Source organism: Sinomicrobium endophyticum (assembly GCF_052983315.1).
The window spans coordinates 1-25,051 of sequence record NZ_JBRKIS010000007.1 but is presented as its reverse complement, the minus strand read 5'-3'; the positions used below and the strand labels follow the sequence as shown (position 1 = coordinate 25,051).

The window sequence follows — 25,051 nt, the reverse complement described above, 5'->3', positions numbered from 1 at the left end:
ACGGTTAGTTTTTATATTTATATTGAATGTTGTATGTTTTTCCGGGCGCTATCTGCAATTGATAGGTATGTGCCGCAGTTTCCGTAATTTCCCCTTCACCGCAAACGGGTTTGGTCTTACTCTTAAAAGTTAGTATTCCCGTTCCTCCGGCTCCGCGAATGCGCATTTTCTTTGTGCTGCAATACACTTCTATTTCTCCTTTTGGCGCAGGTACTTTACCCTCCATCCATTTCAGTCCGCCGAGATTCGGTTCTACCGAATAGGTTTCATAACCCGGTGCGGTAGGTTTTACCCCCAGGTAATACTTCCCGAAAAGGTATATGGGGCTCGCTCCCCAGGCATGGCACAGGCTCTTTCCGAAAGGTCTGCCATACATAGCAAGCTGGTCGGCTCCTTTTTCGGAGGGGTCGTATTTCTCCCAGAAAGAAGTGGCTCCTAGATCGAGCATGCCTCCCCAATAATCGCGTATTTCATCGAGCACGTATTCCTGTTCGCCCATGGCACAAAGGGCTTCGAGTTCATAAAAACGCATATATGGCGTGGTGATCTGCTGTACATCGTCATTCAGCAATACATTTTGTTTTACTCCTTGTTTTTGCTTTCCGTCCAGGTAATCAAAGAAAATGGCAAACATATTAGTGTAGCGGGTTACTTTATCTTTGGTTTTGCCCGCTACACGGTTGTGCAGGAATGCCTGTTTTTCTTCTGACCAGAATGCACGGAATATATCCTGTTTTAATACTTCGGCTTCTTTTTTATAGGTTGCGGCTGCCTCGTTATCCTCAACAATACCGGCACAGAGTGACATGGCTTCCAGACTGCGTGCCAACAGTAATTGTTCAAAACTAACCTCGCCTTCCTTGCTCAGTCCGTCCGCCCAATCGATAAAAACCCAGTCTCCGGCCAGCCCCTGCATCATATTATTTTCGTTACGCCTTTCCAGGCAAAAGTCCATCAACGATACCATACCGGGATATATCTGCCGGATAAAATCCTCATCCCCGGAATACAGATAATAGTCGTATACACCGAGGAACCAGTAAAAAGAATAGTCCATAATGGTATTGATATGGCTGTTTACCGGGTCTTTTCCGCGTAAGGCAAAAAGTGTTCGTTTTACCGAAGGGTTATCGAAAAACAGGTAGTAATTCATCAGGTAGCTCTGGTAGGCATCTCCGGACCATATCCACCTGTCGCGCTTTATGCCGTCTATAAAAAACTCCCGCGTGGTCAGGTGCATGGTATAGGCCGATACTTCCCATATTTTGTTGAGCAGATCGTCGGAGCTTTTAAATTCGCCCCGGTATTCGAGAGGCAGATATTCATATAACATGGATACGGAGTCTACCTGAGCCGTTCCTTCGGTGCGCACCTGCACATAGCGGAAGGCTTTGGAGGTATCGAGGGTATACGTTTCCAGCAGGGTTCCATCCACAATAATTTCATCCAGGGTTTCACAAGCTTCGACCGACCGGGCTTCCTCTTCCGATTCCCCGTAGTACAGGTTTACTTTTCCCTTTCCCTTTAGTCCGTGCAGGCGAATAAAACCAAAAGTCTCTTTTCCGAAGTCGGTTATAAATCCGTTGTTTTCTCCTTTAACGGATATGGCATGTTTCGGTGTGGTTTGCAGTTTAAATGCGGAAGGGGCGTTTTCGGGAGAATCGAAATTCCAGCTTCCTACCTGCTGCCATTCGGTCCCGGACTGACCAGAGGCACGACCTGTTTCGTCTATCCATTCCTTATCTTCATAAGTTACTTCCCACGAAGGGTCGCTAACCAGGTGTTTTCCCTGTACGAAAAGGGCCGGAGTTTTCTCCTGGTTATACACTTTAATGGTAAGATGGTGCTTCCCGGCGGGAATGGTCATACGGGAGGGATCTCCATAATACATGGCTCCATCGAGTTGTATTTTACAATTCCCTTCGGAGGCAATGCTAATGATATCTTCCTCCGGAAAGGTAAAGTGCTTTTGGAACGTTACCAGTGCATACGGACTGTAATAACGCCACAAAGGTGGAAAGAATGCTCCGCGTTCCGTACGGCGTGCCTGCATTTTGTTACTCAACCATATTTCATAATCCCCGGGATACCAGATCCAGGTAGCATCCGGACTCTCTTGCTGTGCGGCTACCGGTCCTCCGCATAAGCACAACATGGCCACTAAGGCCAGTAAACTGTAACGAATATATTTTTTATTGTTTTTCATTTTTATTTTTGTTGGCATGTATTTTCTCTTGCTCTACGTCTCAATAACTAACGACTCCGAAACTCCCCGACTACCTGCCGTTAAAAAGCAGGTATAACCCTATCATAACTATGGCCAGTGCTCCCCATAACCAGCGTACCGTACCGGACATCCAGGCTATCTGTGTTTCCTTCCGGTCTACTGTAATTTGTTTTTCCTTATCTGATATAGAAATAGCTATCATCAGCACGGACAATACCAGGAAAATATAAAAGGACAACAACAAAAAGTGTGGCCAGAAATCATGGGTTTCTGCCGGAAATACCCATAGATAAAAAATTCCTGTCCCTATACTCAGGGCTGTCCCCAGGGTCAGTACAATATTCACGGCTTTTGTCGTGGCCTTCCTCCACAGAACACCAAAGAGAAATACGGTGGTCATGGGTGGGGCTATGAACCCGAGTACGGACTGAAATACGTCAAAAAGGTTCAGTCCCTTTATACTATCTATGCCCAAAGTAATAAATACGGCGATAGCTGCCCCGATAACAGTAACGAGATGGCCTGTTTTCCTGATCTTTTTAGAATCGGCTTCCGGTTTGTATTTTTTCACATAAATATCCATCGTAAACACAGTGCTCAGGGCATTCAGTGCAGAGTCAACCGTACTCACCAAAGCAGCAATAAGCACTGCCATGACCAAGCCCTGCATTCCCGGGGGAAAAAGTTCTGTCACCATGGTCATATATGCTTTATCCGGATCATCCAGGTTAGGGAAAAGTACGTAACACAGTATTCCGGGCAGGATAAACAGAGGAACATCCAGTATTTTGAGCCACCCGGTAAAGTTGGCTCCGAATTGTCCCTGCTTTAAATTTTTTGCTCCCAGAACCGACTGTACCATCGATTGATCTGTACACCAGAACCACACGCCCATCACCGGATATCCGAGTAAAATAGCCGGCCAGGGATAGCTTGTATTGTCCGAAGACAAAAAAAGGTTCCAGAATTCGGGTGGTGTGGCATCCTTCAGGGCGCCGATACCACCGGCCTTATCCAACCCGGTAAGAGTAAGTGCCAGTGATACTACAATAAGTAATATCATTTGGAATACATTGGTATACGCTATGGTTTTGAGTCCGCCCGCAATAGTAAAGAAAGCTGCAATAGCCAAAAGGACAATAACGGAAAGCCACAGGGGAAATCCCAATATCTGCCGGATAAGGATGCCCCCGGCAAAGAGGGTAAGTGACAACCAGCTTATAAGAATCGTTATCAAGGTATACCATGCCAGAATATTCCGGGTGGAGTCTCCGAATTTATTGCCCATATAGCCAGGTAGTGTAGTCGTTCCGTCACCGAGATATCTCGGCGCGAAAACAGCGGCAAGCAAGAATATAAACACAAAGGCATACCACGCAAAATTTCCGGCTACGACACCGGTGGTAAAACCTATACTCGCCGATGCTATTAGCATGGAAGGGCCCACATTGGTCCCCCACATGGTAAAACCGATACCAGACCACCGTAGCGAATTCCCGGCCAGAAACTGGTTATCCCCTACGGCACTTTTACTCCTGAAGCTTACCCAGGCGCCAATACCGATCACTATAATGAGATAAATCCCCACTACAATAAAATCGATCGGTTGTAACTTATCGTATATGTTCATTTTTTCGGTTGGTTAACGGCTCTGGTCCAAACCGTATTCTTCCAGCACATCCTTTATTTTCTCCGGTTTGCCTGATTTCAATGATTTTTCCATTGCTTTCAGCAAGGCAACGGTACCGATACCTTCCTTCAGATCGGGATATGCGGTTTCATTGTTGCGTATGCATCCGGCAAAATATTCCAGGTAATTGCGGTATTCGCCGGCATGATGGCTTTTACCCTCAAAAGGGAAATAATATTTGAGTTTATGTTCCCAGGTAATGATACGTTCTTCTCCGGTATTGTCGGTAATGGCATACCGCAGGTCCATATAATCACCCTGACTGCAACCTTCGGTACCGCGGAGTATGCAACTCATTTCACTATCTCTCTTTACAGGTTGTACCGGACCGGTATATGCCCCGGAAACCCGGGCTATCCGTCCATCCGAAGCCCGGAAAATGAAATGCATTGTATCCGGGTTTTTCAGCCCTCCCACTTTACCATTGGCACTCAGCATACCATATCCCATGACCTCCTCCACATCAGGCAGATACCATCGGATAAAATCCACAGGATGGCTCAATCCTCCATACAACCATTGGAACGATGGTTCAAGCGACCAGGGTTTGGCCAGAAACCAGCGATGATCGGCATGATAGTATGCTTCTATGGTAATGAGTTTGCCTATTAACCCGGCTTCATAATCCTTCCACTGCCGTTTCATAGGCTCAAAAAAGCGGCTGCTTTGTCCGACAAATAATTTCAAGTCTTTTTCCTTCTGAAGTTTCAGCAGCCCGGCCGCATCTTTCAGATCGTCGAGCAAGGGTTTCGTACAGATCACATGTTTCCCGGCTTCTAAGGCAGCCATGATATGTGAAGCGTGCAGGTGGTCAGGGGTATAAATGGCTATGGCTTCTATTTCCGGGTTGTCAAGCATATCCTCATACCTGGTCGTATAGTTAGCAAACCCCATTTCTTCACCTCTTTTACGACATAAATCCCCGTTCAGGTCACAGATCTGGACGAGTTCTATTTCTGTACTCATCAGGGCGGCATGCATGGTGCTTCTGCCTTCGCCCAGTCCGAGTATTCCAAGCCGTAATTTTTTACTGTTTGTCATTGTGTTTACACGATTGGTTTGTGTTTTTCCTTCCGGGAATCTCCCCTCTGTCTTTACCTCGGCTAACTCAGTGATCACGTCATCTCCCCTGAAGGGGGAAGGATTATCTTTTTAGCATGTTTACACTTTTTCAAATGCAGCGCCTATTCTTTTATAATATCCGTGTATTCCGGTTCAATCCCTGCATTTTTTCTTATTTCTTCAGATACATCCGGACCGTTATTCTCCCATTCGTTGCCAGGGCCGGGAGTGTTGGAAAAGAACTTGTCTTTTTCCGTCCAGTTATCTTTTATCCTGATATAAGACGACCCTTCGTCCAGATATACATACTGATAGTGTTCCGGTATATGGGCATAAGGGGCTTTCATCAGATCGTATATGGCATTCTCACTGATCTCGGTATTGGGCTGGGCGGACAACGTATACACGCCTCCGACATCGTACATTTGTTTGGCAAAACGGTGTATCCTGTTGGCATGCACCAGGTTATTACGGGAAGCATTCACCGTTTTTGTCCATCCCCAACCGACGCATATTCCCGAATAGTTGACGTCTCTTATTTCGTTGTGCGCGATGGTTACGTTCTGCGCATAGCCCACACTTATACCGACACAACCCCAGTCCTCATTGGTAGCATCGGACACCAGGTTATTGGCTATTCGTATGTCACTTACCAGCTCGCGACGGTCGGAAGGATTATAAGGCAAATGCGCTTCAAAATCGGCATTTCCGAAATAACCTGCCTGTATTCCCGTTCCACCTATATCCCGGAATACGTTTCCTTCTACACGACTATGGTTCACCCCTGTAATAAAATCGACCCCCGTCGCCGCCATATGGGTAAAACGGCACCGTTCAATAGTAATATCATTAGCATATTCCGCCTCCAGGGCGGCAGGCTGTCTTCCTATCCAGGCCTGGTTTTCGAGGGCGGCTTTGTCCGGGGTTCCCGGGGTTTCCAGCTTATATGCGTCGAGAAGATAAAATCCGGCCTGCAGCGGTACATGTCCTTTACGGGAGGGGCGTAACCAGGTAGTATGTGCAAATTCTATCCCTTTAAAAGTAATATGCGATACCGGGCGATCTGCCGAGCCCATAATTTTTGTAATCGATTGCAAAAATGGAGCGATAATTTCGGCTTTTTGCATGTCTTCACCTTCTTCCGGCCAGTAGTATATTTTCCCGGTCTTATAATCGGCAAACCACTCTCCCGGACTGTTGAGCAACTCTATGGCGTTACTGAAGAAAAATGCCGAATTGCCATTATACTCCTTTTTTTCGTCTATAAATGGTGCGGGCCACGGATGCTCGAATTCTATTTTACTCTCGGGCTGCTCAAAAGTAAGTTTGGTTTTGTTGCCGTTTACCTGTACATTCCTGATCCGGAGATTGGCTATGGCCCACCACTGATGAATTATAAATTCCGGGTGGGAACCATTGCCAAACGTAATATCGGGCGTTGGAATCCACAAGGCTTCCTCTTCACTATCTACAGAAAGAATACGTTTCAGTTGACCATCGTTCAGCGTATTGGCCAGCACGGCCTTTTTACCATTTACCCAAAGCTGCCGGAATTGCAGCCAGCTTCCTGCCATAAAAGGTATATCGGCCACCCATACCTTTCCCGAAGCTTTTACAGGAAGACCGGGTACCTGCTGTTCCGGTTTTTTCCAATTGGAGATGATCCGTCCCCCGGAAACCAGCGGATGTGCCCCTTCTGCCGCCTGTATTATCGTAGGGCTGTCCGGGGTGCCGGAATCTTCCGGTCTTATGAGTATAGGGGCATCCGGTCTGTATACGCCGTCCTTGAGAATAATATGTATGCCTCCCTGTATAGAAGGATCATTTAACCTTCGTAACTCCCTTGCCTGTCGCAATGCAATATCAATCGATGCCAGGGGCTTTTCCTCCGTTCCGGGATTCCGGTCATTTCCGTTATTGGCTACCCATATTTCCGAAGACCGGCAATAATTTACTGAAAACAAGGTGCATAACACAGTTGCAACTAATAATAAATGTTTCATTACACAATATGAATTCTATGTGTTCTGCCCAAATTTAAAACTTCCGCAAGTTTCAACTATCCTGTACTTACTTGCAGTTTTGTTAATATCCCGGATTTTGTTCCGGTTTGGCATCAATGACAGAAAACGGAATAGAGCAGATAATCCCGAACGGAGGTTCGCTTCTCCCGGCTTTATATCTTTCGCATGAAGAAGAAATTAACGGATAAAAAAAGTGGTTTCCATATAAAACACGGTTTTTCAAAATCATCGTTTAAAAAATAAAGACATATCCTGTTCTGTCCTGTAAGCCAATTTCACATTGTTATTTCTATGAATATCCGAAAAGTTATACGAATTTTCATCTTGATTTTTAAAAATGAGCATCGAACACACTTTATTTTCAGATACTTACACAAATAAGGGTTTGGGAATACTTAATGCTAAAATCAGCTCTGTTCAGCTACAGTTTGGTGTAGTTCAGCTAAAAAAATTGGATTTTATATTCTTTTTAATGTAACTTTTTAATGGTTAAAAAAGTAAGAAGTATTATTAAAAAAATCTAATTTATCGAAACACAAATACCCTAAATCATGAATTTACACCTACTTAAGATCCTTCTCCGGAAGTGGATCACACCCCTTATCGTATGTTTTACATTCGTTAACGCCCCATATGTCCGTGCACAGGTAAACACGGGCGGAAATGCCTCCACGGCAGACCATCAGAAAGAAATAATCGGGTACATCACCAACTGGGATGCCTGGAAAAGTTCGGCGGCAGGTGTCCCGTCTGCCGGTGCTCTCACGCATCTCAATATCGATTATTCCAAGTATACTATCCTCAACTATTCGTTTTTTGGCGTTGCGGTAGACGGCTCACTGCACAGTGGCGACCTGCGTAACAAAAACATTCACCAGGAAGGCCAGGTACAGCAGCCGGCCGACATATTCTTTACCAGTATCTATGACAGCTGGGATATGCTGTTGCTTTTCGGTGAGATCGAAGCGGTGCATTATATCAGTGAAGATATCAAGACCCGTGCGGAAGCCCAGGGTTTTGTGGTCGAAGTAAACAGCAATACCTGGGAACATCCGGATTGGGGCCTAAGCGGCACCCTGCCCCTGCCCCTCCATAAAGAGGACGGGGCTCCCGGGGTACTGGAACTCGCTCATCAGAATAATGTTAAGGTTATGGCATCTATAGGCGGCTGGAGCATGTGTAAACACTTCCCCGAAATGGCCGCCGATCCGCAGAAAAGAGCAACTTTTATTGCCGATTGCCAAAAACTCATCAATACCGGTTTTGACGGCATTGATCTGGACTGGGAATATCCGGGGCCTTATGCGGGAATGAATTTTACGGGAAGCCAGGCCGATTTTACCAATTTCCTGACCCTGGTACAGGAGTTACGCGCTGCAATAGGTCCGGATAAACTTATCACTGCCGCATTCTCTGCCGACCCGGTGAAAGTCCAGGGGTTCAACTGGTCTTCCCTTTCGGCGACTATGGATTATTTTAACTTTATGACCTACGATTTCAACGGCGGATGGTCGGACATTGCTGGGCATAATTCTCCGTTATATCCCTATGACGGTGCCGAAGCCCCGGATTTCAACTGGCAATCTACCTTAAACGCACTTACTTCACTCGGGGTTCCTAAAAACAAGATCAACTTCGGAATGCCTTTCTACGGCCGCGGGGTGATAACAGACGGCTCCGCCGGGCTTAATATATCCACTCAAAAGAGAAATGAAACGGTACAACCTGACGGTTCTATCGTTACCTGTGCGGATTTCGTAAACTGGCCCAGGGATGTTTACGATGGTACACCAAATTATTTCTTCATTCAGCAAGCCATGAATGCCGGGGGATGGACCAGGCACTGGGACGACCAGGCCAAAGTTCCCTACCTGACCAAGGGTAATTATTTCCTGAGTTATGACGATGAAGAATCCATAACCCATAAATCACAGTTTATTGTTGATAATGACCTTGCCGGGGCCATCGTCTGGACCGTATACGGTGACCTCGAATTCAGCGGAAGTCCGGAAAGTTTCGGTACCAAACTGAAACGCTGGCCTTCCATGGCCTCTCCCCTTATCAATACGGTAAACGAAGCATTCGCCGGGGAAGGCAGCCCACTCCCAACGGCACGTATTACCTCCCCGGAAAGCGGAACAGCTTTCGAAGCCGGTGAAAATATTACCATTGAAGCCACTGCATCGGGAGGTACCATTACCAAAGTGGAGTTTTTTAACGGAGAGGAAAAGCTGGGGGAAGATACCGAAACTCCCTATAGCTTTACCTGGAATAATATTCCGGCAGGTAGTCACAATATCAAAGTAGTTGCCACAAGCGATGCGGGAACCACCGTGTCTTCGGAAAGTATATCCATAACCGCAAGCACGGACTCTGCCTGTCCTAATGATTTCCGTATAGTAGGGTATATGCCGTCCTGGGCGGGGACTGCTGCCGAAATACAATATGACAAGCTAACACATATTATATATGCCTTTATCAATCCGCAGGCATCGGGAGATGGCAGCCTTACGGCCATAGAAAACCCGGCAAAACTACAACAGATAGTTTCCAGCGCTCATGCCAACGGAGTTAAGGTAATGATCGCCGTAGGCGGATGGACCGACCTCAACAATCCCGGGTTTGAAACACTCTCTGCCAATGCCACATCCCGTCAGAACTTTGCCGACAACCTGCTCAGCCTTGTCAACCAGTACAACCTGGATGGTGTGGATATAGACTGGGAATATCCCCGTGAAGGAAACGACCCACAAAATTATGCTGCCATGATGCAAAAACTGGGCGAAGTGATGCACAGCAACGGTAAGCTCCTCACGGCAGCAGTTGCAGCAGTGGGCTATTATGCAGACGGTATCCTGGACAGCGTATTCCCTCACATCGATTTCCTTAACCTTATGGCCTATGACGGAGGAAACGGATCTACCCATTCGCCCTACAGCTATGCCGTACAAACCCTTGATTATTGGCTGGGGCGCGGACTTCCGGCATCCAAAGCCGTCCTCGGTGTGCCTTTCTATGCCCGTCCGTCCTGGAGTTCGTACCGCAATCTCGTAGCCAGCGGAGCCGATCCGAACAGCGATACTTATAATGGTGATTACTACAACGGGCTCACCACCATCCGGCAGAAAACGCAACTGGCAGCAGATCGTGCTTCCGGGATTATGATATGGGAACTTTCACAGGACACCAATGATAATATTGCCATTTCCCTGCTCAATGCCATTCACGATGAAGCTCCGGATGATTGCCAGGGCAACGGAGGAAATCCGAGTATATTTTTTACATCGCCAGCCAACGGCAGTACCGTAACCACCGGTGAACCGGTTACGCTTTCAGCCAATGCCAGTGATGACGGTAGCATTACCTCGGTCGTATTTGAAATAAACGGCCAAACCCTAACCGCTTCCGGAACGCAAGGCTCCTATTCGGCTTCCTGGATTCCACCTTCGGACGGAATGTATACTATAACTGCCACGGCCACGGATAATGAAGGAAACACAGCAAACGCACAACTAACACTTACGGCAGGTTCCGTTTCCGGCTGTTCCGCACCTGCCTGGGAAGCCAACGCCATTTATGTTGCCAACGACCAGGTATCTTATAATGGCGGACTATACAGGGCAAAATGGTGGACCCAGAACGAAGATCCGGAAACACGTTCGGGAGAATGGGATGTCTGGGAATACCTGGGGCCATGTAACAGTGCTTCTATAGCCTTCGGTAAAGAGATGTCACCAGCCGTACTGTACCCGAATCCGTTTTCCGGAACCGCTACGCTGGAAGTAAATCTCAAAGAAAGCGGTAATACAAAAATATTGATGTACAATAATTCCGGAAGGCTTATCCGGAATGTCAGCGAGGGAGACCTTCGTAAAGGCAGGAATGAAATAACCATAGAAGGGTCTTCCCTCCCGCGAGGAGCATATTACCTCAAAATTTTCAGTCCGGATAACAAACCTATAACCATACCCGTAATTAAAAACTAGATGTTTTTATAAATCGGGTGACCCAAAAACTTACATTATGAAAAAAACAGTATATAACATCCTACTTATGTTTTTATTGCTTTATGCCCGGGCAGAAGCACAAACAACCGTTCCCTTTGAGATCAACAACAACTCGCCTTACCCTGACAGTGAACTTTATGTCGCTGTAGTGGGAGAAGACCTTGCAGAACCCAGCCAGCATATCTGGGTAAACACCGCTACGGGTAATACCTTTCCTATGAGCCCGTCGTATAATACGATCCAAGGGCCCGTCGTTGGAGGGAATGCAGGACCGGGAGGAGATGGTAAATATGCCGACTGCTTCACCAGGCTAAGTGATATTCCCAATAAAACAGTAATGATTCCTCCCATCCAGGGATGCCGGGTTTTTATCTCTGTCGGAAGTCCGTTATACCTCTACTTTTTCGGAGCTTCGGGAGCACAGAGAGGATACACTTCTCCCAGTTATACCAATCCCACCGATCCGAATATCGGTATCAAATATGAAATTATAGAGCTTACCAATAATGAATATGGTTTTTTTGGCAATCCTACCAGGGTGGATTCTTACCAATATCCTTTAACCATGAAATTGTACGGTAATAGCGGTTATTATAAAAAAGTGGGAGAACAGGCCACACACAGCGAAATCCTGGCCGCATTCCCTTCGAGCGTACCTGCGGAATTCCAGGGGTGCCTGGACGCGGAGGCCGAAGAAATTACGGCTCCCGGAAAAATTGAGGATTTTGCAGATGGCAGCGTGGGTACTATGCCCAATCCCGGTCCTTATGTACATTATATGAAGCCATATGTCGATGCCGTATGGACCAAATACGCCAATGAAGACCTTATTTTCGATTCCGGGGATGCCGGGGTATGGCAGGGACGTGTTCAGGGAGAACAACTTGTAATGACCGCCGTTTCGGGAGGTTTCCAGGGACGACAAGCCATTATTACCTTGCGCCCTACCACACAGGAAGTATTTGAAGGAAAAGGTGTTCTGGACATGGGTGTACAGGATGATACCACTGACAAACTGGTACAGGCGCAGATTTGTGCCGCTCTGAACAGGCATGTTATTGATATAACTACCCCAAACGTCGGGCAGCAGGATTGGTCGGACGCTTCCGAATACTACCAGGAATCTCCCTGTAATCACTACGCCAAGTTCTGGCACCAGCAGGGAATAAGTATAGATGACCTTTCTTACGGCTTTCCATATGACGACGTATGGGATTATTCTTCTTCCGTACACACTCCAAACCCGCAAAAAGTAGTAATAGGTTTCGGGGATAACAATGGTCAGCAAAATGCTGTGGAAGGTGACTGGCAACTGGTGTGGCAGGACGAATTTACCGATGGTATTGGCCCGGACTGGGTATTTGAAACAGGTAATGGTGCTAATGGGTGGGGAAACAATGAACTGCAATATTATCGCGCGGAAAATGCCAGCGTTCAGAACGGGGCCCTGGTCATTACAGCCAGGCAGGAAAATTTCGGGGGATACGGCTACACCTCAGCCAGAATGAAGACCCAAGGCAGAAAATCCTTTAAATACGGAAGAATGGAAGCTCGTATTGCCATCCCTTCTTCCCTGGGTACATGGCCCGCATTCTGGATGCTGGGCAACAGCATATCTTCCATTGGGTGGCCTAAATGCGGTGAAATAGACGTCATGGAACATATCAATACTTCTCCCAATATACATGGCACCATGCACTGGGAAGACCACAACGGAAACTATGCGAATTACGGAGGAGATACTCCGGCCAATGTTACGGCATATCATGTTTACGCGGTGGAATGGGACGAAAACTATATCCGGTGGTTCCTCGACGGACAGGAATATCATGTAGCCCACATTAGCAACAGCGTTAACGGCACCCATGAATTCCATGAGAATTTCTTTCTGATACTCAATATGGCCATAGGTGGAAACTGGCCTGGTTTCCAGGTAGACAACAGCGCTCTTCCTGCTAATATGTATGTAGATTACGTAAGAGTTTACCAGCGCAATGGCGACGGTGGCGGAGGAGACCCGGGATTTTCACAACATATAGAGGCGGAAAGTTACAGTAACATGAGTGGTGTGCAGACCGAAAACACAACAGACTCAGGTGGCGGACTGAATGTCGGATATATAGATACGGGAGACTGGATGGCCTATAATGCCATTAACATCCCCTCTTCCGGTAATTACACCATACAGTACCGGGTAGCCAGCGAAAGTGGAGGCGGACAATTATCCCTGGATATCAATGCAGGATCAACGGTACTCGGTACGGTTAATATTCCGTCTACAGGCGGATGGCAGAACTGGACTACTGTGTCTCATTCCGCATACCTCAATGCAGGAACACACAATTTTGGTATCTACGCACAGAGTGGCGGATGGAACATTAACTGGTGGCGTATCGTACGGCAATCGACAGCTTCAATCCCGGCTCTACAGGAAAAAGAAGAAGAAAGCATCCTTTACCCCAATCCTACTCCCGGCCATTTACAAGTTAAATTCGATGGAGATAATGCCGGTATTGGCGTATATGATATGAACGGGCGACTCGTTATACCATTCCGGAATGTACAGCCCGGAGAAGATATAGACGTTTCCAGCCTGAAAAGTGGTATATATATACTCAAGATGAATGTCAACGGCGAAGAAAAAACCCGGAGATTTATCCGGAAATAAATTTCATATTAAAAACTGAAAAAGGTTTATGGTTTCTGTTAAGAGTAATGCCATAAACCTTTTTATATTTATCCGAAACACTTTCTTTCCTCCCTCCTCTGCAGTTAATTTCCGATCACAGACAACCCGCAATACCTTTGTATAACATGTTGTTAACAGCATAGACACCCAAAAGAATTCCTGCCCTTCACTATAATGTCTTTAAAAAAAAGAGTATATTTATACTTTTATTTAAAATAAAAAAGAGTAATTTTACTCTAAATATATAATAGAAATGATGAACTACACACTGGTACGAGATGTTATTTCGTTAGTTGAGGACTATGAAAAATCCGCAGACTATCCTGCCTACGGCCCCGGAGTAGAGGGCTTTAAAAAGTGGATTTGCCACCGGGAACAATCCGTATTACTTCAGGATAACGAACCTTACTGGGAAGGCAAAGAAAACGGCCGCGGAGCGGACAGTGTGATTAATACGCTACTGGTACATCTCAACCGTTATGCAAAGACTTATTCAAAAGCCGCTATACACGATTCCGAATTTTCCACCCAGGAAGAATTTATCTACCTGATAAACCTGAAGGCTTTCGGGCCTATGACAAAAATGCAATTGATTAAAAAGAATATTCACGATAAATCGGCGGGAATCAAAATAATTCACCGGCTACTCGAACATGAATGGATCGAACAGAAAACCTCTTCGGAAGATAAACGAAGTAAGATAATTCATTTAACTGTAAAAGGTTCCGAAACCTTGGAAAAGCAAATGCAGAAAATACGTAAAGCAACACAAATAGTTACGGGAAACCTTACCTCTCACGAAAAAATGGAACTCATACGATTGCTCGATAAACTCGACAGGTTTCATCGCCCTATTTATTCTGAAAATATCTCGCCGGGAGATTTACTTGAAAAAGTAAATGCGCAGTATTTACCTGGAAAAAATTGATCCCATGACAATGAAAATCGCTATTATCGGTTCGGGTTTTTCCGGTATTTCCGCCGCCGCTTATACCGCTTCAGCAGGCCATGAGGTACATGTATTTGAAAAAAACAGTACCATGGGCGGGCGAGCGAGACAGTTTAAAACTTCTAACGGCTACGTGTTTGATATGGGGCCCAGCTGGTACTGGATGCCCGATATCTTCGAAGAGTTTTTTAAGGATTTTGATACTACCCCCGATCATTTTTATAAGCTGGTTTCCCTGGATCCACAGTTTGAAATGGTATTTCGTGATGGTATTACCGCTATTCCGGAAAAATACGATGACATGCGCAGGCTTTTTGAAAGTCTCGAAGATGGAGCTGCCCGTAAACTAGACCGGTTTATGGAAGAAGCCAGAATAAAATATGAGATAGGTATGCGGGAATTTATCAACAAACCCTGCCTGTCATGGACAGAATTCCTTTCGTTGAAAATAGCCCGGAATACTTTGAAACTGGATCTGCTCACTAATTTCCGTAATCACGTGCGACGGTATTTCAAAAATCCGAAATTAATAACGCTCATAGAATTTCCGGTGCTTTTTCTAGGAGCTACTCCCAAAGATATTCCTGCAATGTACAGTCTTATGAACTACGGTGGTTATAAACTGGGAACCTGGTGTCCCATGGGGGGATTTTATCGTGTTTGCGAAGCCATGATTGCTGTGGCCGGACAACAGGGTGCACACTTTCACGTGAATGCCGACGTAGAAAAAATACATGTTGTCGATAACCGTGCCCATGCGATAACCGTCAACGGGGAAACCCTCTTATTCGATGCTGTAATTGCAGGATCGGACTATCACCATACTGAAACACTCCTGGATGAATCATATCGTAATTACAGCGAAGATTACTGGCAAAAGAGGATATTTGCTCCCTCCTGCCTGATTTATTATCTGGGGTTTCGTACCCGGATACCAAACCTGAAACATCATACCTTATTTTTTGAAAATGACTTCGATGTACATGCCGATGAAATTTATCGTGACAAAAAATGGCCTTCCAAACCACTTTTCTATGCCTGTTGTCCGTCACAAACAGATGATGAAGTGGCCCCTGAAGGACATGAGAACCTGTTTCTGCTCATGCCCCTGGCCACGGGTATAGAAGATCATGAAGAATTACGTGCAAAGTATTTCGGAGAAATGATCTCCCGCCTGGAAAAACATACCGGCACTTCAAACCTGACAGAATACATCGACTATAAAAAAAGCTATTGCATTAAAGATTTTATCAGGGATTACAATGCCTACCAGGGCAATGCCTATGGCCTGGCCAATACACTAAACCAGACAGCGGTATTGAAACCATCTATAAAAAACCGAAAAGTAAAAAACCTGTATTATACCGGTCAACTCACGGTTCCGGGGCCCGGAGTTCCTCCTTCTATTATTTCCGGTAAAATAGTGGCCAAAGAAATAAATCAACTTAAAAACATACTGGTATGAAAAATTTTTTTGACGAATTATCATTCAAGATCTGCCAGGAAACCACCAAAAAATACAGCACAAGTTTCTCTCTTGGGATACTTGCGTTATCTAATGAAATACGCCCCGCTATATATGCAATTTACGGATATGCCCGCCTGGCCGATGAAATCGTAGATAGCTTTCACGGCTATGACAAGAACTATCTCATGCAACATCTGCGGGAAGAAACTGTCTATTCCATAAAAGAACAAATATCCCTGAATCCCGTTATTCATGCGTTCCAGCAAACCGTAAACCGGTACGGAATAGAATGGGAACTTATAGATACGTTTCTTCGTAGCATGGAAATGGACCTCCGGTCAATCGATTACGATTCCGATCTCTATGATACATACATCCTGGGCTCTGCAGAAGTTATCGGGCTTATGTGCCTGCGGGTATTTGTAAAAGGTGATAAAGAAGAATACCAAAAGCTGAAACCCTATGCCATGAGATTGGGATCGGCATTTCAAAAAGTGAACTTTCTCAGGGACCTGAAACACGATTATAATATCCTCGGTAGAACTTATTTCCCGAACGTCAATATAAAGGAGTTCGATACCGGGGTAAAACTGGAGATCGAAAAGGAGATCGAACAAGAATTCCGGGAAGCCCTGGAAGGTATAAAAATGTTACCCCATTCGGCTAAATTCGGCATATACCTGGCCTATACCTATTATACTTCCCTGTTCCGCAAAATACAGCAGACACCTGCACAAAAGATCATTTCCGAACGGATTCGTATTCATAACGGTAAAAAAATATCGTTGATGATGAGCAGCTACCTTCAGTTTAAAATGGCTATGATATGAAACTAATGTTGCTCATATTTTTTACAACGGTCAATACCTTTTTTGCCGTGAAGCAACAGGAATTTCCCGAAAATATAAGGAAGCGTTACACTATGGCTCCGTTTAATAAGGAAATATGTATGCAAACACTGGATATTCTCGAAAATATAACAAAAAGCAGCAGGCAGACAGCTTACCTGGGAGCTTTCCAGATTATCAGTGCGAAACATCTGTTCAACCCTTTTAAAAAACTGAAGATTTTTTCGGAAGGAAAGAAAAACCTGGAAAAAGCCGTAGCACAGGTACCGGATGATGTGGAAGTACGTTTTATCCGGATGTCCATACAACGGGAAATCCCCGGTATCCTGAATTATAAATCCGATCTGGAAAAGGACAAAAAATTTATTGTGAACAATTATTCTCACATCACTGATACCGAATTACAGGATCTTATTTTTAATTTCCTGAATAAAAATGATATGCTAACCCCGGAAGAGGAAAAGAAGTTAAAGAGATGATATATCAATTGCACAGATCACAACAATTGTATTGTGATATAGAAACTGCCTGGCGTTTTTTTTCCAACCCGGAAAATCTCCCTGAAATAACGCCGGATACCATGGGATTTAAAATAGTCTCAAAACCCGAAACACATAAAATTTATGAAGGGATGGCCATCGATTATAAAGTCTCTCCCCTGTTGGGTATACGGATGCACTGGCAAACGATTATCACCCAGGTCAGTGAAGGCCGCAGTTTTACCGACTTCCAGGAGAAAGGCCCTTATGCGTTGTGGAATCATTTTCACGAGTTCATTCCTAACGAAAAAGGTGTCCTGATAAAAGATACGGTAGACTATAAGCTTCCAATGGGCATATTGGGCCAATGGCTGCACCGCATGATGATAAAGCGCAAACTGGAAGCTATTTTTGATTACAGATACCAGGTCCTGGAAGAGAGATTTAACAGGAACGGACGAAAAAAACAGGTACTATGAACTTGCTTATTGTAGTTATTACATTCTTTACCATGGAAGGTATTACCTGGCTTACCCATAAGTACATAATGCATGGATTTTTATGGGTTTTACATAAAGACCACCACGATAAGAGTCATAGTGGGAAAATGGAACGCAACGATTATTTTTTCCTGATTTTTGCTATTCCGGCCATCAGTATGCTATATTACGGATCTTTAAACGACTTTAGTCCCTGGTTTTATATAGGTCTTGGAGTAACGCTGTATGGTTTTGCCTATTTTTTCGTGCATGACATTTTTATCCATCAGCGTATACGGATCTTCCGCAATACCAAAAGTCCTTATCTGCTTGGCATCCGTCGGGCCCACAAACAACATCATAAGCATACGCACAAAGGAGAAGGTGAATGCTTCGGTTTTCTCTGGGTACCGGTAAAGTATTTCAAAATGTATATGAAAAAAAGATAATATGAAAAACTACCTGTACCTGGCTGTCAATTTTTTCACGATTATTATTTGCTTTATATACGCATTTCACAGAAAAGTAAGGTTCGACAAATATTTTATTCCCTTTCTTAAAGCCAGCCTTTTAGTAGCTGTTCCTTTTATTCTCTGGGACATATGGTTTGCCGCAAACGGCGTTTGGTGGTTTAACGAGCGGTATCTTACAGGGTTCCGGTTATTAAATCTGCCCGTAGAAGAATGGCTTTTTTTTATTTGCATTCCTTTTTCCTGTGTATTTACATACTACTGCCTGGATCTGTTTCTGAACCTCGGGAAAGATCGGTCAAAAGTACCTTATGGGATTTACATGGCCATCTTTTTATGCTTTGGAATTGCGGTAATACACTATGATAAACTATATACTTTTGTGACCTTCTTCACCACAGGACTCTCCCTGGTCTTTTTGAAATTTGTAGTTAAATTTGATTCCATAACCAAAATTACGGCAGTATATGCCGCTTTACTTCTGCCATTCCTGGTAGTTAACGGAATTCTCACAGGTACGGGACTGGAAGAAGCTGTTGTAAATTATAATCCCGAAGATTTCATGAAGATCCGGATACTCACCATTCCTGTGGAGGACGCCGTTTACGGTTATGAGCTTGTTCTGTGGAATATCTTCTTTTTTCGCAAATTCTCGAAAAATATTGAAAACAATGAATAAAATAAACGTATTCTGGTTTCGCAGAGATCTCAGGCTCCATGATAACTCCGGTTTGCACCATGCACTTCAATCGGACAGGAACGTTTTACCGGTGTTTATTTTCGATACGGAGATACTGAAACAATTTACCGACAAAAAAGATCGCAGGGTGCATTATATTCATCAGGTGCTTGAACACATCAATTCGGAGTTACAGAAAAACGGCTCTTCCCTCCTCACCTTTTTCGGCACTCCGCAAGAAGCATTTGAAAAGTTATCGGAACAGTATGACATAGAACGTGTTTTTTGTAACAGGGATTACGAACCCGCAGCATTAAAGCGCGATAAAAATATACATGAACTACTGAAGCAAAAAAATATAGCGTTCCAGGACTATAAAGATCAGGTCATATTCGAAAAAAACGAAGTTGTTAAAAAAGACGGTGATCCGTATACGGTGTATACCCCTTATTCGAAGACCTGGAAAAATTTACTGAAGGAAACGGATTATGAAGCTTTCGATATAAAAAAAGACAATTTCCTTCCCGGAAAGAATAACAAATTCCACACGCTGAAAGAAATCGGTTACGAAAAAACGAATATCACCTTTTCCGTACCGGAACTGAATCCCTCTGTCATAGACACCTATGATAAATACCGGGATTATCCTGCCATGGAACATACGACAAACCTGGGTAAGGATCTCCGGTTCGGCACCATTTCCATAAGACAATGCGTGCGTTTTGCCCTTCAACACAATAAAACCTGGCTTGACGAACTGATCTGGCGGGAATTTTTCATGCAGATACTATACCATTTTCCGGAAGTGGTAAACCGCTGCTTCAAGGAAAAATACGAGCGGATAAAGTGGCGCAATAACGAAGAAGAATTCCAACGCTGGTGCAAAGGCAAAACAGGATATCCTATCGTAGATGCAGGTATGCGCCAACTGAACCAAACCGGGAGCATGCACAACCGTGTGCGGATGATCACAGCCAGCTTTCTCACCAAACACCTACTTATCGATTGGCGTTGGGGAGAAGCTTACTTTGCGCAAAAGCTACTGGATTATGACATGGCAGCCAATAACGGTAACTGGCAATGGGCAGCCGGGTGTGGCTGCGATGCGGCCCCGTATTTCCGGGTATTCAGTCCGGAGGCCCAGACCAAAAAATTTGATAAGGACCTCAAATACATTCGCAAATGGTACCCGGACTATGATTCCGACCTGTCTAATCTTCCCATAGTGGAACACAGCTTTGCCCGAAAACGCGCCCTTGAAGCTTACAGAAAAGGATTGCACGAGAAGGATTGACTTCCTGCCGCAAAAAAACGGTATAACCGAATAACGTTAATTCGTTCCTAAACAGCTTTTGGTTACTTCCCGTATTGTCATAATTTGTTTAACTTTACTCATACTACATATTCAACATAAAAAAGTTTTTTTTAAAAGAAAATGGCAATAAACCGGGAATACACGAGTAACTATAAGAAAATAGGTTTTTTACCCGTATCGAAGCTTACCCTGGATGAAATAAACGATTCGTTCTATACGGGCTACATCAAAGTGTTATATCTCCCTGTGGGCTACGAACTGACCGTAGATTTTACGCATTATAACATCCGTAAACCTTCGCTTTTCTTTATAAACAGTAACCAGTTCATACGCCTGGACAAGGCCGGGGAAGAGCAGGGTTACTTTATGTATTACAACCGTGATTTTTATTGTATACAGATCCACGATGCCGAAGTAGCCTGTGACGGTTTGTTGTTCAACAACATATACCAGGTTCCTGTCACCGAATTGTCTCCTAAGGAAAATACAATTATTCTCGGTCTATACGAACAGATCCGTGAAGAATTCGAGTTACAGGCTTCCACACAGGAAGAAATGCTGCGCATTTACCTCAAGCAGATTATTATCCGTGCCACACGGCTCTGGAAGGAGCAGCAACTGGGAAAACTAAACAACGAGCCAAACCAGGAAATCGAGTTTTTCAGGGACTTCAGCCGCCTTGTCGAAATCCATTTCCGGAAAAAGCACAGTGTTGCCGATTATGCGGATATGCTCGGTATAGCGGCCAAAACCCTGTCCAATAAATTTAAACGTCACGACCTGCCCCAACCTAATGAAGTAATAAAAGACAGGATCATCCTCGAAGCCAAAAGATTGTTGAATTATACGGGACTGAGTGTAAAGCAGGTAGCTTATGACCTGGGCTATGAAGACCCGGCCTATTTTAACCGTCTGTTCACCAACAAAGTGGGAAGCAGTCCGGCCGTTTTCAAGAAAAAATACTCAGAAGGGAAAAAAGTACAATCAAAATAGACTTTTAGGTATTTCCGACGGCTTAGGACGACTATATCTTTGTTCCATCAAAATAAAAGAATGTTTAACTATTAATGAAATAAACCATGAAACGTAAAGCACAAGCCGTATGGAACGGCAGCATCAAAGAAGGAAAAGGACATCTTACCACCGGTAGTACTGTCCTGGACAAAACCCAATATTCATTTAACAGCCGTTTTGCCGAAGGTAAAGGCACTAATCCCGAAGAACTTCTCGCCGCAGCTCACGCGGGATGTTTCACCATGAAACTGAGTCTGGATCTCACCGAAGCAGGATATGAAGTGGAAGAACTGAGCACTTCCTCTACCGTAACCCTCGACAACGGAAAAATCACAAAATCCTTACTTCAACTCCAGGCTAAAGTTCCCGGGATTGACAACGATACCTTTCAGGACATCGCCAAAAAAGCCGAAGAAACCTGCCCTGTTAGCCAGGCCTTTAGTTTTGACATAGAACTCGAAGCCAAACTTGTATGATATTGGATTGCAGGTTCCAAGTTGCAGTTACAGTTACAAGCTTGGGTCCCTTAGCAGCCGAAGGGCAGGTTACAAGTTGCAGGTTTGTACTGCACAGAGCGTAGGTGGCTGAGTGCCCAGGCGCAGCGAAGGGTGTATCGAAGCTACCGGGTTACAGGTTACAGGTCCGGAGAATTATAAATACAACTGGCAACAGCCAAACGGATGGCATCACTGTCAGTCTCCCTACACCTCCAGGATGGACAGCCGCCCTGAAAAGGTACACCTGTCTTTGCCGCCGGACCGGCATATCGTATTCCCGGCCGGATGATCCGGAGCCGGTTTTTGCCATTTAAGGGATTGCGTATACGCCGAACCGGGTTGGGTTAGCCGCATACCCATCCCCTTAAGCCGTAAACGTAACCAGGTTTGCTGCTTAAGCAATTGCTTTTGATTTCATAAGCAAACCGGTTAGCGGTCAACGGAACTGCGTATGCGGCAAACAGGATCCCTTACGATTTCGTACCCATTCCCTTACGCCGCAAACGTAACCCGATTAGCGGCTAAAGCAATTGGGTGTGATTTCACAAGCAACCCGGTTAGCGGTCAACCGAACCCCTTAAGCGACAAACGTAACCCGGTTAGCCGCCTAAGCAATTGGGTGTGATTTCACAAGCAACTGCTTAAGCACTCAACCGAACCCCTTAAGCGGCAAACGTAACCTGGTTAGCCGCTAAAGCAATTGCGTAGGAATTCACAAGCAATTGCTTTAGCGGTTAACGGAACTGTGTATGCGGCAAACAGGATCCCTTAGGATTTCATACCCGTTCCCTTAAGCGGTCAACGTAACCCGGTTAGCGGCTAAAGTAGTTAAGTAGGATATCATAAGCAACCTGGTTAGCGGCTAAAGGAAACAGGTAAGCCGCATACCGGGTCCGGTTCGGCGTATACGCAATCCCTTAAATGACCGTTTTCCGGGCTTAAAAAAGGAAAGAAACGGAGCGTTTTTTCGTGGGTCCCGGTACAGGAGTGTATAGAAAAGAAACACGCTCAGAATGACTACCCCGGTCTTCTGAAAACAGGCAGAACTTTGAAAACCTGTCCGTACCTGGTGAAGTAGCAAGGCAGGTGCCATTCATACCATTCAGATCGTCACGTCATAAAAAAGTGTGGAAAGCTATGGGGTATAAGAAGTTCAAAGAACATATATTCATTTTTAGCGGACATTAGTGCCCTATTAACTCAATAACTCCGAACTCATCTACTCCAAAACTCCTTAACTTTCCATCGCCCCAGAAACTCTCTGCATATCATCCGCTTACCCTGGAATAACACCCCCGTAAATACTCTTTATTAAAAATAAATAAGTATTTTTATAAAAAAAAGTGACCTTTCCCATATATAATGTGTCTAATCCTAAAAAAGGTTTGCTCTTTACCTGGCTATGAAGAGAAATCATCCGATATCAGATGTGGAAAACATCACCGATGAGGTGCTTGTTTCACGGATAGTACAGGTAAATGACACCTATTGGTTCGGGATATTGTATGACAGGTATGCACGTATCGTTTATTATAAGTGCCTCTCCTTTACAAAATCCGTAGAAGAGGCACAGGATCTGACCCATGACATTTTTGTTTTGCTTTTTGCCAAACTGAAAACTTTCAGGGGCCAATCCAGATTTTCGACATGGTTGTATTCTTTTGTCTATAATTTTTGTGTAAACCATATGCAACGGAACCTGAATAAATACAGGCAGGTGTTTGTCCCTACGGATGACTTTACCGGTGAAACAGCCGAAATAGAAGATGAAGTCATCCTCGAACTAAAAGAAGATACTTTGAAAAAGGCCATGGAAGAGATGGATCCGGACGATAAAATGATCCTTTTGATGAAATACCAGGATGATTTTTCGGTAAAAGATATAAGCACAACCCTGGAAATAGGAGAAAGTGCGGCCAAAATGCGCCTGAAACGGGCTAAACATCGCCTTATCGAATTGTACAATAAAATAATTGCGTAAATCAGTGGATAATCCTTTCAAAAACATAATTCATGACGAGGAACTACCCAAATCCCTTAGAGAGAAGGTAATGGATGACGTTGCCCTGATAAAACTCTCCCTGGACATGGCAGACCTCATAGCTGTAAAATATCCGTTGACTGCAAACGAGATATTAAAAATTAAAGACAAACCAGATAAAAAATAGTTTACTGATCATGGAAAATAAGCTTGATTCCAATATACTCGAAACGCTTTTTGAGCTACTTTACCATATTGTTCCCCAAATATTATGGGCGGTTTTCTTTATCTTTTTGGGATGGATAGTTTATAAGCTGAGAATTCGTTTAAACTTTTTTCTTTTTGATGGGTTTGAACTTTTTCAAAGCTAACACAATAAAAGCAAGATAGTTAAACCCTGTCCAGCTTGCCACGGTGGTGTCAAACCTGTTTAGTAATGACCGGAAACTGTCCATCCAGGCATTGGTTCGCTCGATGGCATATCGCTGGTCATAAAGTTCTTTGTCAAAATAGTCATCTCTGTCCTTGTCACTGTTACGCCTGTTGAAACAGATATTGGCATTGATTTCCTTTTGGGCACAAGCCTGTCGGAAATCCTTGGAATCAAAGCCCGCATCAGCATTGAGGAACAACCCATCCACACGGAGGTCAGCATCTTCCAGAGTACCAGTGACTACTTCGAACTGCACCTCAATGTTATACAGGTCGTTATGATTGCCGGCAACAGGTTCAGACATAGCTAAAGGTAGTCCCTGCCTTTCGCTAAGGTATAGGGCATTGGTGGTTTTGCGCTTCTTACGGCCTTGGTATTCCACTTGTTCCCCGCCCCTGATGGCCGAGGTGTGACTGCCATCCAGGTCCACACTGGAAAGGTCAAGTTTTGATTTATGGCGGTTGAGGAAGCTCACCCAACAGTCTTTCCAAAAACCGCACAAGCACCATTTCCGGTAATGGTAGTAAACCGATTGCCAACTTAGCACTTTACTGTCAAAAAGGGCTTTTACAGGCACTTGATGCCACTGCACACCGGTCTTGAGCTTGTAGAGGATGGCGTTAACAATCTCAACCAATGGAACGGTCGGGGCAAATCCTCGATGAGTTTTAGGTATGTAAGGAACTATTTCCAATTCTATCGTATCTTTGTCAAGTACAGAGTACATAAAGGGTTGGTTT

At 44.6% G+C, this 25,051-nt stretch carries 19 protein-coding genes; 14 read left to right on the top strand and 5 right to left on the bottom strand.

The annotated features are described in order from the left end of the window. Positions 1-4 precede the first annotated feature (4 nt). The 4 genes from ACVBDU_RS02400 to ACVBDU_RS02385 all read right to left on the bottom strand — a co-directional run bounded on the left by ACVBDU_RS02400 (position 5) and on the right by ACVBDU_RS02385 (position 6,982). The gene (locus tag ACVBDU_RS02400; RefSeq protein ID WP_447178187.1) at positions 5-2,206 is read right to left on the bottom strand and encodes a family 78 glycoside hydrolase catalytic domain; all 2,202 of its coding nucleotides are present in this window, start codon (positions 2,204-2,206) and stop codon (positions 5-7) included. 70 nt (positions 2,207-2,276) lie between these two features. After that, positions 2,277-3,857: a sodium:solute symporter family transporter gene (locus ACVBDU_RS02395; protein WP_447178186.1), complete on the bottom strand. Its 1,581-nt coding sequence runs from the start codon at positions 3,855-3,857 to the stop codon at positions 2,277-2,279. A 12-nt stretch (positions 3,858-3,869) separates the two neighbouring features. Next, positions 3,870-4,958: a Gfo/Idh/MocA family protein gene (locus ACVBDU_RS02390; protein ID WP_447178185.1), complete on the bottom strand. Its 1,089-nt coding sequence runs from the start codon at positions 4,956-4,958 to the stop codon at positions 3,870-3,872. Between the two features lie 143 nt (positions 4,959-5,101). Then, positions 5,102-6,982, bottom strand: coding sequence for a right-handed parallel beta-helix repeat-containing protein (locus tag ACVBDU_RS02385; protein ID WP_447178184.1), 1,881 nt, complete (start codon positions 6,980-6,982; stop codon positions 5,102-5,104). Between the two features lie 572 nt (positions 6,983-7,554). Here ACVBDU_RS02385 and ACVBDU_RS02380 point away from each other — a divergent pair. The 14 genes from ACVBDU_RS02380 (at position 7,555) to ACVBDU_RS02315 (ending at position 24,065) form a co-directional block, all read left to right on the top strand. Next, the gene (locus ACVBDU_RS02380) at positions 7,555-10,989 is read left to right on the top strand and encodes a glycosyl hydrolase family 18 protein (RefSeq protein WP_447178183.1); all 3,435 of its coding nucleotides are present in this window, start codon (positions 7,555-7,557) and stop codon (positions 10,987-10,989) included. A gap of 37 nt (positions 10,990-11,026) precedes the next feature. After that, on the top strand, positions 11,027-13,678 hold the full coding sequence (locus tag ACVBDU_RS02375; RefSeq protein WP_447178182.1) for a beta-1,3-glucanase family protein: 2,652 nt from the start codon (positions 11,027-11,029) through the stop codon (positions 13,676-13,678). A gap of 274 nt (positions 13,679-13,952) precedes the next feature. After that, entirely contained in the window at positions 13,953-14,627 is a 675-nt protein-coding gene (locus ACVBDU_RS02370; protein ID WP_447178181.1) for a MarR family winged helix-turn-helix transcriptional regulator, read from the top strand. Positions 14,628-14,631: 4 nt separating this feature from the next. After that, positions 14,632-16,113 (top strand): bifunctional phytoene desaturase/3,4-desaturase, encoded by a 1,482-nt coding sequence (gene crtID / locus ACVBDU_RS02365; protein ID WP_447178180.1) that lies wholly within the window; start codon positions 14,632-14,634, stop codon positions 16,111-16,113. Continuing rightward, the gene (locus ACVBDU_RS02360) at positions 16,110-16,946 is read left to right on the top strand and encodes a phytoene/squalene synthase family protein (protein ID WP_447178179.1); all 837 of its coding nucleotides are present in this window, start codon (positions 16,110-16,112) and stop codon (positions 16,944-16,946) included. Before crtID ends, ACVBDU_RS02360 begins: the two co-directional genes overlap by 4 nt. After that, positions 16,943-17,443, top strand: coding sequence for a hypothetical protein (locus tag ACVBDU_RS02355; RefSeq protein WP_447178178.1), 501 nt, complete (start codon positions 16,943-16,945; stop codon positions 17,441-17,443). The genes ACVBDU_RS02360 and ACVBDU_RS02355 overlap by 4 nt, the downstream gene beginning before the upstream one ends. Continuing rightward, the gene (locus ACVBDU_RS02350) at positions 17,440-17,922 is read left to right on the top strand and encodes an SRPBCC family protein (protein ID WP_447178177.1); all 483 of its coding nucleotides are present in this window, start codon (positions 17,440-17,442) and stop codon (positions 17,920-17,922) included. Before ACVBDU_RS02355 ends, ACVBDU_RS02350 begins: the two co-directional genes overlap by 4 nt. Next, positions 17,919-18,371: a sterol desaturase family protein gene (locus ACVBDU_RS02345; protein WP_447178176.1), complete on the top strand. Its 453-nt coding sequence runs from the start codon at positions 17,919-17,921 to the stop codon at positions 18,369-18,371. The genes ACVBDU_RS02350 and ACVBDU_RS02345 overlap by 4 nt, the downstream gene beginning before the upstream one ends. 1 nt (position 18,372) lies before the next feature. Further along, positions 18,373-19,071: a lycopene cyclase domain-containing protein gene (locus ACVBDU_RS02340; RefSeq protein ID WP_447178175.1), complete on the top strand. Its 699-nt coding sequence runs from the start codon at positions 18,373-18,375 to the stop codon at positions 19,069-19,071. Next, a complete protein-coding gene (locus ACVBDU_RS02335; RefSeq protein WP_447178174.1) occupies positions 19,064-20,365 on the top strand; it encodes a cryptochrome/photolyase family protein in 1,302 nt (433 codons plus the stop codon). The genes ACVBDU_RS02340 and ACVBDU_RS02335 overlap by 8 nt, the downstream gene beginning before the upstream one ends. 141 nt (positions 20,366-20,506) lie before the next feature. Further along, a complete protein-coding gene (locus ACVBDU_RS02330; protein WP_447178173.1) occupies positions 20,507-21,379 on the top strand; it encodes a helix-turn-helix domain-containing protein in 873 nt (290 codons plus the stop codon). Between the two features lie 86 nt (positions 21,380-21,465). Continuing rightward, positions 21,466-21,876, top strand: a complete 411-nt coding sequence (locus ACVBDU_RS02325; RefSeq protein ID WP_447178172.1) for an OsmC family protein — start codon at positions 21,466-21,468, stop codon at positions 21,874-21,876. A gap of 1,423 nt (positions 21,877-23,299) precedes the next feature. After that, the gene (locus ACVBDU_RS02320) at positions 23,300-23,878 is read left to right on the top strand and encodes an RNA polymerase sigma factor (RefSeq protein WP_447178171.1); all 579 of its coding nucleotides are present in this window, start codon (positions 23,300-23,302) and stop codon (positions 23,876-23,878) included. 4 nt (positions 23,879-23,882) lie between these two features. Then, positions 23,883-24,065 (top strand): hypothetical protein, encoded by a 183-nt coding sequence (locus ACVBDU_RS02315; RefSeq protein WP_447178170.1) that lies wholly within the window; start codon positions 23,883-23,885, stop codon positions 24,063-24,065. A gap of 139 nt (positions 24,066-24,204) precedes the next feature. Here the strand turns inward: ACVBDU_RS02315 and ACVBDU_RS02310 are convergent, their stop codons facing one another. Beyond that, positions 24,205-25,038 (bottom strand): IS5 family transposase, encoded by an 834-nt coding sequence (locus ACVBDU_RS02310; protein ID WP_447177729.1) that lies wholly within the window; start codon positions 25,036-25,038, stop codon positions 24,205-24,207. Between the last annotated feature and the right edge of the window lie 13 nt (positions 25,039-25,051).

Bases quoted from the DNA above. Each gene is read 5' to 3' on its own strand.
- ACVBDU_RS02330 (WP_447178173.1), top strand. From the start codon at position 20,507: ATGGCAATAAACCGGGAATACACGAGTAACTATAAGAAAATAGGTTTT.
- ACVBDU_RS02340 (WP_447178175.1), top strand. From the start codon at position 18,373: ATGAAAAACTACCTGTACCTGGCTGTCAATTTTTTCACGATTATTATT.
- ACVBDU_RS02310 (WP_447177729.1), bottom strand. From the start codon at position 25,038: ATGTACTCTGTACTTGACAAAGATACGATAGAATTGGAAATAGTTCCT.
- ACVBDU_RS02325 (WP_447178172.1), top strand. From the start codon at position 21,466: ATGAAACGTAAAGCACAAGCCGTATGGAACGGCAGCATCAAAGAAGGA.
- ACVBDU_RS02345 (WP_447178176.1), top strand. From the start codon at position 17,919: ATGAACTTGCTTATTGTAGTTATTACATTCTTTACCATGGAAGGTATT.
- ACVBDU_RS02385 (WP_447178184.1), bottom strand. From the start codon at position 6,982: ATGAAACATTTATTATTAGTTGCAACTGTGTTATGCACCTTGTTTTCA.
- crtID (WP_447178180.1), top strand. From the start codon at position 14,632: ATGACAATGAAAATCGCTATTATCGGTTCGGGTTTTTCCGGTATTTCC.
- ACVBDU_RS02375 (WP_447178182.1), top strand. From the start codon at position 11,027: ATGAAAAAAACAGTATATAACATCCTACTTATGTTTTTATTGCTTTAT.
- ACVBDU_RS02350 (WP_447178177.1), top strand. From the start codon at position 17,440: ATGATATATCAATTGCACAGATCACAACAATTGTATTGTGATATAGAA.
- ACVBDU_RS02360 (WP_447178179.1), top strand. From the start codon at position 16,110: ATGAAAAATTTTTTTGACGAATTATCATTCAAGATCTGCCAGGAAACC.
- ACVBDU_RS02320 (WP_447178171.1), top strand. From the start codon at position 23,300: ATGAAGAGAAATCATCCGATATCAGATGTGGAAAACATCACCGATGAG.
- ACVBDU_RS02395 (WP_447178186.1), bottom strand. From the start codon at position 3,857: ATGAACATATACGATAAGTTACAACCGATCGATTTTATTGTAGTGGGG.
- ACVBDU_RS02390 (WP_447178185.1), bottom strand. From the start codon at position 4,958: ATGACAAACAGTAAAAAATTACGGCTTGGAATACTCGGACTGGGCGAA.
- ACVBDU_RS02380 (WP_447178183.1), top strand. From the start codon at position 7,555: ATGAATTTACACCTACTTAAGATCCTTCTCCGGAAGTGGATCACACCC.
- ACVBDU_RS02370 (WP_447178181.1), top strand. From the start codon at position 13,953: ATGATGAACTACACACTGGTACGAGATGTTATTTCGTTAGTTGAGGAC.
- ACVBDU_RS02335 (WP_447178174.1), top strand. From the start codon at position 19,064: ATGAATAAAATAAACGTATTCTGGTTTCGCAGAGATCTCAGGCTCCAT.
- ACVBDU_RS02355 (WP_447178178.1), top strand. From the start codon at position 16,943: ATGAAACTAATGTTGCTCATATTTTTTACAACGGTCAATACCTTTTTT.
- ACVBDU_RS02400 (WP_447178187.1), bottom strand. From the start codon at position 2,206: ATGAAAAACAATAAAAAATATATTCGTTACAGTTTACTGGCCTTAGTG.